General features: G+C 69.5%; 9 protein-coding genes. 5 read left to right on the top strand and 4 right to left on the bottom strand.

Going from position 1 to position 13,634, the window contains the following annotated elements; all coding sequences use genetic code 11:
• Positions 1-151 precede the first annotated feature (151 nt).
• From FJ887_RS03770 to phnE, 3 genes are read left to right on the top strand one after another with little or no spacing between them, the layout of a single operon-like run.
• Positions 152-1,057 (top strand): phosphate/phosphite/phosphonate ABC transporter substrate-binding protein, encoded by a 906-nt coding sequence (locus tag FJ887_RS03770; RefSeq protein WP_137825625.1) that lies wholly within the window; start codon positions 152-154, stop codon positions 1,055-1,057.
• A 2-nt stretch (positions 1,058-1,059) separates the two neighbouring features.
• The gene (locus tag FJ887_RS03765) at positions 1,060-1,854 is read left to right on the top strand and encodes a phosphonate ABC transporter ATP-binding protein (RefSeq protein WP_137825626.1); all 795 of its coding nucleotides are present in this window, start codon (positions 1,060-1,062) and stop codon (positions 1,852-1,854) included.
• Positions 1,855-2,712: a phosphonate ABC transporter, permease protein PhnE gene (gene phnE / locus FJ887_RS03760; RefSeq protein ID WP_137825627.1), complete on the top strand. Its 858-nt coding sequence runs from the start codon at positions 1,855-1,857 to the stop codon at positions 2,710-2,712. It begins immediately after the preceding gene.
• Between the two features lie 141 nt (positions 2,713-2,853).
• On the opposite strand, the gene glmM is transcribed toward phnE, so the two are convergent.
• The 3 genes from glmM to rplM form a co-directional block, all read right to left on the bottom strand.
• Positions 2,854-4,206, bottom strand: coding sequence for a phosphoglucosamine mutase (gene glmM / locus FJ887_RS03755; RefSeq protein WP_137825628.1), 1,353 nt, complete (start codon positions 4,204-4,206; stop codon positions 2,854-2,856).
• Positions 4,207-4,386: 180 nt separating this feature from the next.
• Positions 4,387-4,890, bottom strand: coding sequence for a 30S ribosomal protein S9 (gene rpsI, locus FJ887_RS03750; protein ID WP_009376128.1), 504 nt, complete (start codon positions 4,888-4,890; stop codon positions 4,387-4,389).
• Between the two features lie 34 nt (positions 4,891-4,924).
• The gene (gene rplM / locus FJ887_RS03745) at positions 4,925-5,368 is read right to left on the bottom strand and encodes a 50S ribosomal protein L13 (RefSeq protein ID WP_137825630.1); all 444 of its coding nucleotides are present in this window, start codon (positions 5,366-5,368) and stop codon (positions 4,925-4,927) included.
• 267 nt (positions 5,369-5,635) lie between these two features.
• Here rplM and FJ887_RS03740 point away from each other — a divergent pair, with 267 nt between their 5' ends.
• Both FJ887_RS03740 and FJ887_RS03735 read left to right on the top strand, forming a co-directional pair.
• The gene (locus tag FJ887_RS03740; protein WP_250786146.1) at positions 5,636-8,233 is read left to right on the top strand and encodes an alkaline phosphatase family protein; all 2,598 of its coding nucleotides are present in this window, start codon (positions 5,636-5,638) and stop codon (positions 8,231-8,233) included.
• Positions 8,230-10,680 carry a hypothetical protein gene (locus FJ887_RS03735; protein WP_249356769.1) on the top strand — a complete coding sequence of 817 codons (2,451 nt, stop codon included), beginning with the start codon at positions 8,230-8,232 and terminating at the stop codon, positions 10,678-10,680. Before FJ887_RS03740 ends, FJ887_RS03735 begins: the two co-directional genes overlap by 4 nt.
• Before the next feature lie 305 nt (positions 10,681-10,985).
• Here FJ887_RS03735 and FJ887_RS03730 read toward each other — a convergent pair whose 3' ends face one another.
• Positions 10,986-13,610, bottom strand: coding sequence for a 5'-nucleotidase C-terminal domain-containing protein (locus tag FJ887_RS03730; protein WP_137825631.1), 2,625 nt, complete (start codon positions 13,608-13,610; stop codon positions 10,986-10,988).
• Between the last annotated feature and the right edge of the window lie 24 nt (positions 13,611-13,634).

The following is a 13,634-nucleotide window of genomic DNA, read 5'->3' as shown; positions in this document are numbered from 1 at the left end:
CCGTGCCGACAACCGTGTCCTGTCCGCGTGCTGACCGAACCCTGTCCTGTCCACACCACAGTCCTGTCCACCGCTCCGTCCTGCCCGCATCCGACCCCGTCACCAGACGCCAACCTCCAGACACCAATCACCACACACCAGAAGGATCGCCATGAAACGCTCTCACATCGCCCTTGCCTCCGCCGCTCTCGTCCTCGCCCCCGTCGTCCTCGCCGGCTGCACCTCGGCCGCAGAAGCAGAATCGGCCACGTGCCCTGACGGCAAGATCACCTTCGGCATCGAACCGTTCGAGGATCCGCAGAAGCTCGAACCCGCCTATCAGGCCGTCGGCGCCTCACTCGGTGAGGCCCTCGACTGCGAGGTCGAGGTCCAGGTCCTCGAGGACTACTCCGCCGAGGTGCTCGCCATGGAGAACGGCAAGCTCGACATCGGACAGTTCGGTCCGCTCGGCTACGTCTTCGCCTCCGAGCGCGCCGGGGCCGAACCGCTCGTGTCCTTCGGCACCGCCGACGGTGAGCTCAGCTCCTACACCGGCGGCATCTGGGTCGCCAAGGACTCCGACATCGAGACGCTCGACGATCTGCGCGGCAAGGACCTCGCGCTCGGCAGCGTCGGCTCGACCTCGGGCGACGCACTGCCCCGCTTCGCGCTCGCCGAGGCCGGCATCGCCGAATCCGATCTCAACCTCAACTACGCCGGCGGTCACCCCGAGTCGCTGCTCGCCCTGACCAACGGCGCCGTCGACGCCGCGCAGATCAACTCGCAGACGATGGGCACCGCGATCAAGGAGGGCACGTTCAACGAAGAGGACTTCCGTCAGATCTGGCAGTCCGATCCCATCCCGAACGACCCGATGACCGTCCGGGAGGACGCCGATCCTGAGTTCAAGGCCGCCGTCAAGGACGCCCTGCTCAACATGCCCGCCGAGGACCTCGAAGAGGTCGCCGGCTACCTCGGCGTGACCCCGGCCGGTCAGCTCATCGAGGTCGACAAGTCGACCTACCAGCCGCTGTTCGACCTCGCGGAGACGATGAACCTCACCGAAGAGGACGTGTGAGCATGGCGACGAAGACCGTGAAGCCCGCGTCCGCCGAGGAGGCGGCCGGGTCAGCGGGAAGCGACGACGCGTCGTCTCCCCTCCTCCGGGTGGACGGCCTCGCTGTGTCCTTCGGGGCGAAGCGGGTGCTCGACGATGTCAGCTTCAGCGTCGCCCCCGGTGAGCTGCTCGCGTTCCTCGGCGCCAACGGCTCGGGCAAGTCGACGACGCTGCGTGCCGTCGCCGGTCTCACCCCGTACCAGAGAGGGGACATCGAGGTCGGCGGCAGCCACGGCCGCCCGGCCATGGTGTTCCAGAAGATCCACCTCGTGGCCCGCCGCTCGGTGCTCGACAACGTGTGCGCGGGAGCGCTGGGCCGGATGTCGACGGTCGCCTCGCTCCATCCGTGGCTCTTCCCGGCGGCGATCCGCCGGGAGGCCATGGTCGCCCTCGACCGCGTCGGCCTCGCCGACCGGGCGACCGACCGGGCCGGCACGCTCTCGGGCGGTCAGCAGCAGCGCGTGGCGGTCGCCCGGGCCCTGTGCCAGGGCGCCGAGGTGCTGCTCGCCGACGAACCCGTCGCCGCCCTCGACCCGCAGGCCGCGCGCACGGTGATGTCCCTGCTGCGCGATCTCGCACACGACGAGGGCCTCGCCGTCGCCGCCGTCCTCCACCAGCCGGATCTCGCCCGGGAGTTCGCCGATACGATCATCGGCCTGCAGTCCGGGGAGATCGTGCTGCGGGGCACCGCCGAGGAGATCTCCGCCGAGGCGATCACCTCCCTGTACACGACCGCCCCGATCGCGGAGGACGAGTAGATGAAGACGATTCCCGACACCCGCGGCACCACCCTGCGCACCGTGCCGCTGAGGAACACGACCTCGGCGCTGCAGCCGCCCATCCGCCGTTTCGGCGGGTGGCAGCTGGCGACGGCGATCGTCGTCATCGTCCTCCTCCACGTCGTCGCGATCCGGGAGACGGACTTCTCGTTCGTCACCCTTGTCGACGGCCGTCAGGGGATGATCAACTTCCTTTCCGAGGCGTTCCCGCCGAACCTCAGCTGGGAGGACACGCTGTGGCCGGGCATCGAGGCCACGGGCATCACCCTGTGGATCGGCCTGCTCGGGACGACCCTGTCGATCCCCACCTCGGCGCTGCTCGCGGTGCTGGGATCGCGCACGACGTCACCGAACCGGTTCGTCTACCAGATCGCGCGCTCGATCATGTCGTTCCTCCGCGCGGTGCCCGACATCGTCTTCGCGCTCGTCTTCGTCACCGCGGTCGGCCTCGGGCCCTTCCCCGGCGTGCTCGCGCTCATCTTCCACAACACGGGAGTCATGGGCAAGCTGTGGTCGGAGGCGATCGAGGAGATCGATCCGGGGCCGTCGGAGGCGCTGAAGACCGCTGGGGCCTCCCGCGGCCAGATCGTCGCGAATGCGACGTTCCCGCAGGTCGTCCCCCAGCTCTTCGGGCTGCTCCTCTACCGGTTCGACGTCAATGTCCGGTCCTCGCTCGTCCTCGGCCTCGTCGGGGCCGGCGGCATCGGACTGCTCATCAACCAGGCGATCAAGTCGTTCCAGTTCGACTCGATGCTCACGTACATCCTCATCGTGCTCGTGCTCATCATCGCCGTCGACCTCTTCTCCGCCGGCGTGCGCAAGAAGCTCGCCCTGTGAGGGGATGATCCCGCCGAGGCGGTCGCCGAGGCTGATCGCCCGTCAAGTCCGGTCGCCCGCCGAGGCGGTGTGTCTGACCAGCGTGAATGACCGAGGGGCCCGGCAGCAGATCTCTGCTGTCGGGCCCCTCGTCGTGTGCGCTCAGAGAGCGAGGTGCTCCTTGACGACGGCGGCGAGGCGCTCGGCCTGCACCTGCGAGACCTCTTCGGTCTCGGCTTCGACCATGACGCGGATGAGCGGTTCGGTGCCCGAGGCGCGCAGCAGCACCCGACCGGTGCCGTTGAGTTCGGTCTCGACGGCGGCCACCTCGGCGGCGACCTCCGGGATGTCGACCCGGTGCTTGTCGACGCCCTTGACGTTGACGAGCGCCTGCGGCAGCTGCGGGATCTCGGCGGCGAGATCGGCCAGGGTCCGCTTCGCGTCGGCCATCCGCTTCATCAGGTGCAGGGCCGTCTGCACGCCGTCACCGGTCGTGCCGTGATCGAGCATGAGGACGTGACCGGACTGCTCTCCGCCGAGCGCGAAGTCATCGGCGAGCATCCGCTCGAGGACGTAGCGGTCGCCGACGGCCGTCTGCACGGTGCTGATGCCGTGCTTGTCCATCGCCAGGCGCAGGCCGAGGTTCGACATCACCGTGGTGACGAGCGTGTTCCCGCGCAGTTCGCCGAGCTCCTTGAGCCCGATCGCGAGGATGCCCATGAGCTGGTCGCCGTTGACGACACGGCCGAGGGAGTCGACGGCGAGGCAGCGGTCGGCGTCACCGTCGAAGGCGACGCCGAGGTCGGACTGGGTCTCGACGACGAGGCGCTGGAGGGATTCGAGGTGGGTCGATCCGACACCGTCGTTGATGTTGAGGCCGTCGGGTTCGGCGGCGGAGACGATGACCTCGGCCCCGGCCTGACGCAGTGCGGCGGGACCGACGATCGACGCAGCGCCGTGAGCGCAGTCGGCGACGACCTTGAGGCCCGAGAGAGGGCGCACGCCTTCGGGCGCGATCGAGCGGACGAGCTTCTCGGTGTATTCGTCAGCGGCAGCCGGGTACCGGGAGATGCGGCCGACGTCGGAGCCGATGGGGCGCTCCCAATCCTGGTCGAGGATGTCGAGGATCGCGTCCTCGACGGCGTCGTCGAGCTTCGTGCCGCCGGCGGCGAAGAACTTGATGCCGTTGTCGGGCATGGGGTTGTGGGAGGCGGAGATGACGACGCCGAAGGCCGCTCCGGTGTCCTTGACGACGCTGGCGATGCCCGGGGTGGGCAGCATGCCCGCGTCGAGGACGTCCACGCCTGCCGAGGCAATGCCCGCACTCGTGGCCGCGGAGAGGAACTCTCCCGAGACGCGGGTGTCGCGTCCGATGACGGCGAAGGGGCGGCGGTCGCCGTCCCAGGAGCGGGTGAGCACGCGGGAGGCGGCGACGGAGAGCTGAAGCGCGAGCTTCGCGGTGATGTCGCGATTGGCGAGTCCGCGCACTCCGTCGGTACCGAAGAGTCTGGCCATGGGCAAGTCCTTTCCTCAAGGTTCGTATCGATGTTAGTCGATGGTCATCTGCGCGTTGAGGAGCGCGCGGTGACCATTCGGCGGTGAATGCACGAAATGCGGCCCCGAACGGGTTCGGGGCCGCACGTGCGCCGCCGACTGCGCATCAGTGGCAGACCATGCGCAGACGGTGGGAGCGGATCAGCGCTTCGAGAACTGCGGAGCCTTGCGGGCCTTCTTGAGACCGGCCTTCTTGCGTTCCTTGACGCGAGCGTCGCGGCGCAGGAAGCCTGCCTTCTTCAGTTCGGGGCGATTCGACTCAGCGTCGATCTGGTTGAGCGAACGAGCGATGCCCAGACGGACGGCACCGGCCTGTCCGGAGGGTCCGCCGCCCGAGATGCGCACGACGACGTCGAAGCGGCCTTCGAGGTCGAGCAGGCGGAAGGGCTCGTTGACGAGCTGCTGGTGCAGCTTGTTCGGGAAGTACTCCTCGAGAGTGCGTCCGTTGATCGTCCACTCGCCGGAGCCCGGGATGAGGCGGACGCGGGCGATCGCCTGCTTGCGGCGGCCCACTCCGTTGCCGGGGGCGGTGAGGGACTGTCCGCGTCCACCGGCGGTCTGGTCGCCCAGGCCGGCGTCTGCGGGGGTCTCGGAGGTGTATTCGGTCAGTTCTTCGACTTCGGTCGCGTTGGCGGTGTCAGCCACGGTTCTCCTCGGTATCTCTGTGACTCAAGCGCGCTTACTGCGCGACCTGGTTGAGTTCGTACGGCTGCGGGTTCTGCGAGGCGTGCGGGTGCTCGGCACCCGCGTAGACCTTGAGTTTCCGCATCTGGGCGCGTCCGAGGCGAGTCTTCGGAACCATGCCGGCGACAGCCTTCTCGACTGCGCGCTCGGGGTTCGACGCCAGCAGCTCGGCGTAGTTGACGCTCTTGAGGCCGCCCGGGTAGCCCGAGTGGTGGTAAGCGCGCTTCTGCTCGAGCTTCGCGCCGGTCAGCGCGACCTTGTCGGCGTTGATGATGATGACGAAGTCACCGGAATCGATGTGCGGGGCGAACGTGGTCTTGTGCTTGCCGCGCAGCAGGCGTGCAACCTGGGTGGCAAGACGACCGAGCACAACATCAGTGGCGTCGATGACGTGCCACTGGCGCTCGACATCGCCGGGCTTGGGGGTGTACGTACGCAAAAGTAGCCTTCTTTTCGTATCTCATGGGGCCAGTGCCTGGGCGGACTCATCGGGTCGTGAGGCTGATGCGTCCGAACACTGTCTGTCTTCAATCGGGTCCGTTCGTCGAGTGCTTCCCCACCTACGGGCCTGCAACGCAAGAGGCTATGCAAGGGAGCACGACGAGCGCACACAACGACAATCAAATATACATGCCCCGCGGCCCGGTGAGCAAACGTCCAGGTCGGGGTCAGGAGGGTGAAATGCCGCACCCGATACCATTGTCCTGTGCCGCCTCAATCCGTCCTGCCCCGCCGCCTTCCCTCCCACCGGCTCCTGGTGCTGGGGATCATCGTCGGGCTCGTGGCACTCTTCGTCTCCCCCGCCTCATCTCCCGCGTGGGCTCAGTCGACTCCGACGCCCCCCGCCGAAGCGCCGGCCGACTCCGACGACAGCGCCGCAGCGGCCGCTGAGAGCAAGACGGTTGTCTTCGGCATACCGGGCCTGACCATAGGAGACATCGATCCGGAGCGGACTCCGAATCTCTTCGAGATCTTCCGCACCGGGGCGGCGGCGAACCTCAACGTCCGCACGATCGGGTCCGCGACGTGCCCGGCATCGGGCTGGTTGTCCTTCGGATCCGGTGCCCGCGCCGAGGCGGGTCCCCCTCACGAACCCGACGTCGACAACCCTGCCCGCTGCCCTGCCCTCATCGCCCCGTCGACGAGCACCGAACCGGCCGGCGGCGACGAGGTCGAGGTCGCCGGAGGGTTTGAGGGTGATGAAAGTCTCCTCACCCGCCCCGGTGAGACGGTGCCGGCGACGATTCCCGACTTCGACGCCGTCAGGGAGCCGAATCAGGGCACCGGCTACACCGTCGACTACGGAATGCTCGCGCGCCTCGTCGGTGAGGCGGGGGCGCCTGCCGGCCTCGACGCCTGCGTCGCCGCCGAGGGCCCGGGGGCGGCGTACGCCGTCGCCGATGAGAACGGAGAGATCGCCGACTACACCGAGGACGCGATCGCGGCGAACTGCCGCCTCGCGCTCGTCGACCTCGGATCGATCGGCTCCCGTTCGTGGCTGTTCGACCCGATCCCCAACTACTCCTACACCGTGCCCACCGACTACGACCGGCGGGCCTCCGTCGAGGAGGCCGACCGCCGCCTCGGCGACCGGCTCGAGCAGCTGCGAGCCCAGTCGGAGACGGAGCCGACCGTCATCGTCGCCGGTCTCGGCGACAGCTCGAGCTCTCCCCGACTGCGGGCATTCCTCGCCTCGGGACCCGGCTTCGTCCCGGGCACGCTCTCTTCGGCGTCGACGCGGACGGAGGGCCTGCTCCAGATCACCGACCTCGCCCCGGGCATCCTCGAGCGCCTTGGGATCGATTCCCCGAGCGGGATCTCCCTCGACGTCACCCCGTCGTCGGCGTCACCGGAGGACCGTCGCCTCGATCTCGAGACCGAGGCGACGAAATCGGAGTTCGTCTACGAGAACCTCTCCACGTTCTCCCTCTTCCTCGACATCGCCTTCTACGTCCTCGTCGTCCTCTGCGGTCTCCTCCTCAGCACGATCTTCATCGACCGTTGGGCGCCCGGCCTCCGCAGCGCCATCGCCCGCCGCGTCGGCCGTCGCGACCGCGCCCGCGCCCGCCGCAGCGACCGCGCCGGTCACCCCGGTCGCACGACCGCAGCCCGCACCGCGGAGGCCCCGGACGCCGGCGGAACCGGACTCGCCGTCGCCGCGCCGCCCCAGACCGGCGGCGCCTGGGTCCACCGCACACTGGCCTGGTTCGCCTTCGTCCTCGCGACGATTCCCATGGGTGCATTCCTCGCGGGACTGCTGCCGTGGGCGCGGTTCCCGCATCCGCAGTTCGGTCTCTTCCTCTCCGTGGCCCTCGGGGCCGCCGCGATGCTCCTCCTCTCCCTGCTCCCGCCGTGGGGTCGGACGTGGCGGGGACGCGTCGCCGCGCTCTCGCTCCTCACCGTCGTCGTCATCGCCGTCGACCTGGCGACCGGGTCGCGGCTGCAGGCGAATTCGCTGCTCGGCTACAACCCGATCGTCGGCGGCCGCTACTACGGTCTCGGCAATCAGGGTGCCGCGATCTTCATCGCGAGCCTCTTCGTCTTCCTCGGCCTCCTCGTCTCCCGGCTGCGTGCCGCAGGCCACCGGCGGCTCGTCCTCATCGTCCCCGCCGTCATCGGCCTGCTCGCGGTGTTCGTCTCCGGGAATCCGTCGTGGGGGGCGAAGTTCGGCGGCACGATCGCCACTCTCGCCGGCCTCCTCGTCCTCCTCGCCCTCGTCAGTCGCATCCGGCTCTCGGTCCTCCGGCTCGGCCTCATCGGCGTCGCGTCACTCGCGGCGCTCATCGGCATCGCGTTCCTCGACTGGCTGCGACCGGCCGGCAGCCGCTCCCATTTCGGGAACTTCTTCGACCAGCTCGTCACCGGTGAGGCGCTGCAGGTCGTCGGCCGCAAGCTGAGCGCGAACCTCCACATCATCCAGGTGAATCCGGCGCTGTCGATCGTCACCCCTCTCGCGGTCATCGCGATCCTCGTCTTCCTCCGCTACCTCCTCCACTTCCCTCGGTTCCAGGGGCCGACCCGGACTGCGCGATTCCTCGACCACTGGCGGGGTCGCCTGCCCGAGGTCTTCGCCGACGAGGACGTCCACTTCGGCTTCCTCGCCGCCGTCACCGGACTCACCGTCGGTCTCGTGCTCACGGACTCCGGCATCGCCGTGCCCTCCACCGGCGCCATGGTCCTCCTGCCCTACCTCCTCGCCCTCTGCGCCGATGACCTCACCGTCGCACACGGCACTGACGCGAGACGCGGTGCCACAGCCCTCCTCACGCCCGCCGCCGACGCTTCCGGGGAATCGGGCCGATGAGCGCTGCTGTGCGTCCGTGGCTGCTGCGCGTCCTCCTCGGGGCGCTGGCCGCCCTCGTCCTCATCACCGGCCTGCCGCAGGCCGGGCAGGCAGCCGGCACCGGACAGGCAGCCAGCACCGGACAGGCTGCTGGCGCCGGACAGGCTGCCGGCGCCGGGCAGGCAGCCAGCACCGGACAAGCTGCCGGCACCGGGCAGTCCGCCGACAGCCCTCGTCCCGCGGAGAACGCCCCGATCCTCATCGGCACCTCGGGGTTCACGTTCGAGGACCTCGACCCGCAGACGACTCCGAACCTCTGGGCGATGATGCAGTCCTCCCAGATCGGGACGATGACCCCGCGCAGCGTCCGCTCCGTCAGCTGCCCCGTCGACGGGTGGCTCGCCGTGGGGTCGGGCCGCCGTGCCGCCGACGAGCCGCGGCAGCAGTGCCGCAAGCCCCAACCGCCGCTCGACGGCTGGGTCGCCGACTGGGACGTCTATCAGCAGGTCGCGCGCGGGGACAACTACGACGCCGCCCTCGGCGGTCTCGCCGATGCCGTCCCGGCGATCTCCGCCTACGGTCCGGGAGCCGCGATCGCCGCAGCCGATCCGAGTGGTCGCATCGACCAGTGGGAGCCGATCGCCGATGACATCGGCCTCCGAGCCGCCTCGGCGTCGGAATCCGGCGAGCTCGCCATCGTCGACCTCGGCAATTCGGAGGCCGACGGCTACTCGCTCAAGGACCTCGACCGCCGGGTCGGAGCGATCCTCACCGCGACCGGCTGGCTCGGCGCCGACCCGACGGCCGGGATCGGTGAGGGCACCTCGCCGATCATCTTCGCCTCGATCGCCGACGGCACCCACGACGGGTCCTCGATGCAGGCGACGATGATGCTCGAGCCCGGGGCCGAGCCGGGTCTCCTCACCTCCTCATCGACTCGACAGCCGGGGCTGATCCAGGTACCCGACATCGCGCCCACCCTCGTCCAGCTCAGCGGCGGGGAGACGATGGGCAACGTCGCGGGGGCGCCGATGACGTCCAACCCCGGCGGGTCGTGGGAGTCGCGCTTCCAGTCGGTGCTCGACCGGCAGGTCGCGGTGACGACGCAGAACGAGATCTCGACGTGGTTCTTCCCCGTCGTCGCCTCGCTCATGGCAGGGCTGCTCGCCCTCGCGTGGTTCCTCCGCCGCCGCCACCGGGAACTCGTCCACTCCACGGCGTACCGCCTCGGCGTCGTCTTCGCGGCGATGCCCGTGTCGACCTACCTCGTCAACGTCCTGCCGTGGGAGCGGGCGACGAACCCGGACATCGCGATGCTCGGCGCACTCGTCGGGTGGTCCGTCGTCCTCGGAGCACTCGCCCTCCTCGGACCCTGGCGCCGATCGCAGCTGGGACCGGTCCTCTTCGTCTCCGTCGTCACGGTGGGCGTGCTCGCCTACGACGTCATCACTGGCTCGCAGCTGCAGATGTCGACCCTCCTCGGCGAGCCTCTCCTCATCGCCTCCCGGTTCTACGGGATCGGCAACTCCGCGCTCGCGCTCTACTGCTGTGCCCTGCTGCTCGCCGTCGCCGGCTTCGCCTCCCTAGCGAGACGACCGCTGACGCGTCTGGCGATCGTCCTCGTGCCCGTCCTCCTCTCCTGTGTGCTGCTCGCCGCTCCGGGTCTCGGCACGAAGTTCGGGTCCGTGCCCACGCTCATCATCGGCGTCGCCTACCTCGCCCTCGCCTCGGCGGGCATCCGCTTCTCCGTCAAACGGCTCGGCCTCACCGTCGGCATCGCCGGCTTCGTCATGCTCCTCGTCCTCTTCCTCGACTGGCTGCGTCCGGCTGCCCAGCGCACGCACTTCGGCCGCTTCTTCGACTCGCTCATCAACGGTGAGGCGCTCGGTGTGCTCGCGCGCAAGATCGACATGAACATCGACATCCTCACGCAGTCGTGGATGACGGTCATCCTGCCGCTCATCATCATCGCCGTGTTCTGGGTCGCGCTCACCCCCGCACGCTTCTCGATGCACGGGCTCACCGCCCTCTATGCGCGCTTCCCGCTGCTGCGCGCGGCGATGATCAGCCTCGCCATCCTCCTCGGCGTCGGCACCTTCATCAACGACTCCGGAATCGTCGTCCCCGCCGTCGGCATCCTCTTCCTCGTCCCCGTCCTCGCCCATCTCGAGACGCACCCCCGCGCCGAGGCGACCGCGGGCCCCGGGCGCGCAACGCCGGGTTCCGGCGGGGCACGGGGTTCCGGCGGGGCTGCCGGTGGCACTGACCGTGCCCCCGGTAACGCTGACCGGGCATCCGGTAACGCTGACCGGGCCCACGGTGACGCTGACCAAGTCTCCGGTGGCACGGACGCGTCGGGTGACGCTCGTGCGAGGTCGGGGGCGGACCGTCATGCGTCGGTCGGCTCCGAGGCGCCGGCCGGTCGGAAGGACGCGGGGACCCCCAGCGATCGTCAGTCGTCCGACTGACCCCACCGCGAACGCGAAGCGCTGACAGCAGCGACGCCCCGACACCTGCGACAGTTTCCCGGCACTTGTGGGCTACGCGCGTGTTGACGATGCCGACGCCGGCGACAGTATCCCGGCACCTGCGGGCTGCGCGCGTCCGGACGTTCCCGACACCAGCGACGCCCAGACGTTCCCGACGTCGGCGACGCCCGACGTCAGCGACGGTGAGAACCAGGAACGCAGTCGGGAGTGCAGCGAGGGGCCGGGGAGATCACTCCCCGGCCCCTCGACTGAGCACCCATGTCACGCGCTGAGTGCTCTCACTCTCAGATGCTGATGTTCGCCTTCCGGCGCCGCACCACGGCGATGGCGGCGCCGCCGGCGACGATGAGCGCGAGTGCCGTGGCGACGAGGTTGAGGGCCTCGAAACCGGTGCGCGGCAGGTCGCCGCCGTCCTTCGAGCCCGACGCGTTCGACGCCGTGTCCGAACCGGCCCCCGAGCCCGCTCCCCCGCCGTTCGACGAGGCGTTCGCACCGTTCGCCGAGGCGTTCGCACCGTCGGCGGAGTCGTTCGCATCAGAGGAGCCCTGGTCAGAACCGTCGGCGCTGCCGCCGTTCGACGAGGCGTCCGAGCCGCCCTGATCCGAGCCATCGGCGCCGCCGCCGCCGTCGGCATCAGCACTGCCGCCGTCGGCGTCGGCTCCGGCGTCGGAACCGGACCCGCCGACGATCTGCGCCGTCGCTTCGAACGGGTGCGGCAGCGGCATCGGGTTGTTGTCCCACCAGTCGGCGTCGCCTGCCTGGAGCGTGGTCGTCACGGTGACCTCACCGGAGGCGTCCTCGGGTGCGGTGACGGTGATCGGAACCTCGTTCGTCCCCGCCGGGATCCCATCGAGCGTGATCGTCGCGGCAGCGGCCTGGGCCCCCGCCTCGGCGGCAGACGTCCCGGCCTCAGAGGTCGTGGCCGTCGCTGCCTGCGCGGTCCCCGCCTCGACGCTGTAGCCCTCGGGCACGTCGACGGTGACGTCGATGGGTCCGGGCACTTCACCCTGGGAATCCGTCTTGAGGACGAAGTCGCCGCTGGCTCCGGGGGCGATGCCGTCGGCCGGGGCGGTCAGCTCGGCGGTGAGGTCACCGGTGCTGATGACGTCCGTGGCCGCGTCGGCCTGCCGTTCGGACTTGTCGGGAGCCACCGGCGAGTTCTTCTGGAAGTAGTTCGTCCACGTCTCGAAGTCCGTGAGGCCGGAGAGCTCGAACGACCCCTTCGCAAAGGAGGAGAAGTTGTCACCGCCGGCGGCGAGGAAGCTCAGGGTCGCGACGCGGTAGTCCCGGTTCGGATCGATCTCCTCACCGTTGACCTTGACCGACTTCACACGCTCGCCGCGGGCCGCGGTCGAATCGTAGACGACGTCGAGCTCCTTGGAGATGCCGAGGTGGAGGAAGGGACGCGAGGCGCCGTCGGGCTGCCACTGCTCCTCGAAGAGACCGATGACGTCAGAGCCCTTCATCGTCACGACGCCGTGGTCGTTGGCGAACGGCAGCACCGCGTTGAGTTCGGCGGCCGTGACCTCGCACGGCTTCTCGTTGTTGTAGATGTCGTCGCACTTGAGGTCCGTGCGCAGTCCGCCGGGGTTCGTGATGCCGAAGTCCGCGGGCGCGAGCTGGGAGTCCTCGACCCCGTCCTTGAGTGAGTCGGCGACGAGGTTGCCGAGCGTCGACTCCGCCCCGCGGTCCTCCGCACCGTCCTCGGTGAACGCGCGCGTGATGTCCTCGGTGATCGTGCCCTCGACGACGGAGCCCGGGCCCTTCGCCTGCTCCTCGGCGTCAGCGACGATCTGCTTGACCTCGTCGACGACCGGCGAGGCGTAGTCCTTGTCCTCGGTCGGCAGCAGGTCCGAACTCGACGTCGTCCAATTGCCCGCACCGTCGGATTCGAGCTTGATCTGCCCGACGTAGGAGCCGTAGTTCCCGGCCTGGAGAACCGGCCGCGTGCGCTCGGGGTCACCGGGGACCGGGGCGTTGAAGTTCGATGCGAGGTGCGTATGGCCCGTGAGCAGGGCGTCGACGGAGGCATCGGCCTCGGTGACGAGCTTCTTGAACTCCGCGTTCGAGGCCTCCGCAGCCTCGAGGCTGTCGGTGGCAGAAGCGCCGAGGTGGGCCTCGACGACGGTCATGTCCGGCTGCTGATCCTCCGGCAGGGCCTCGAGCTCACCGGCGACGCGGTTGACGGCGTCGGTCGGGTCGCCGAAGTCGACATTGGCGATGCCCGCCGGGGAGACGAGCGAGGTGGTGTCCTGGGTGACGACGCCGATGACGGCGATCTTCACTCCGCCGACGTCGATCGTCGTGTAGTCCTCAAGACCGTCGACGACATCGGTGGTGCCCTTGTCGTAGACGTTCGCGGCGAGGTAGGGGAAGTCGGCCTCGGAGGCGACGCGGCCGGTGAGGTCGTCGATGCCCCTGTCGTATTCGTGGTTGCCTGTGGCCGAGCCCTGGAGTCCGATCGCGTTGAGGACGTCGATCGTCGGGGAGTCCTCCTGCGAGGACGACACGTAGGTCGAGGCCCCGATGCTGTCACCGGCGGCGATGAAGGCGGTGCCGGCGGCGTTGTCCTCGGCCGCGAACTTCGCGCGCTCCTCTTCGACCACCGAGGCGACCTGGGCTCCGGCTTCGGAGATCCGACCGTGGAAGTCCGTGATCCCCATGAGCTGGACCTTCGTGCCGGCCGGAGCGGCATTGGGGTCGGCGGTCGGCGCGGTCGTCGGGGCGGCCGAGGCTTCGCCGGGATCCGGTGCACCGGTCTCTGCCGGCGCGCTGTCGTCGGCGGGCTCCTGGGTCGAGGTCGATGATGACTCTCCGAGTCCGGCCGCGGCGACCGGCGCGGTCCCCGGCAGCGTCAGCAGCGAAACGGCGGCGCCGGCGGCGAGCACCTTGGGAAGAAGCTTCGACATAGATTCGCATCCTTGTGGTCGTGG

The organism is Brevibacterium sp. XM4083 (assembly GCF_006489205.2).
GTDB lineage: Bacteria > Actinomycetota > Actinomycetes > Actinomycetales > Brevibacteriaceae > Brevibacterium.
Note: the sequence above shows the minus strand (reverse complement) of the source record. Positions and strands in the feature narration are given on the sequence as shown.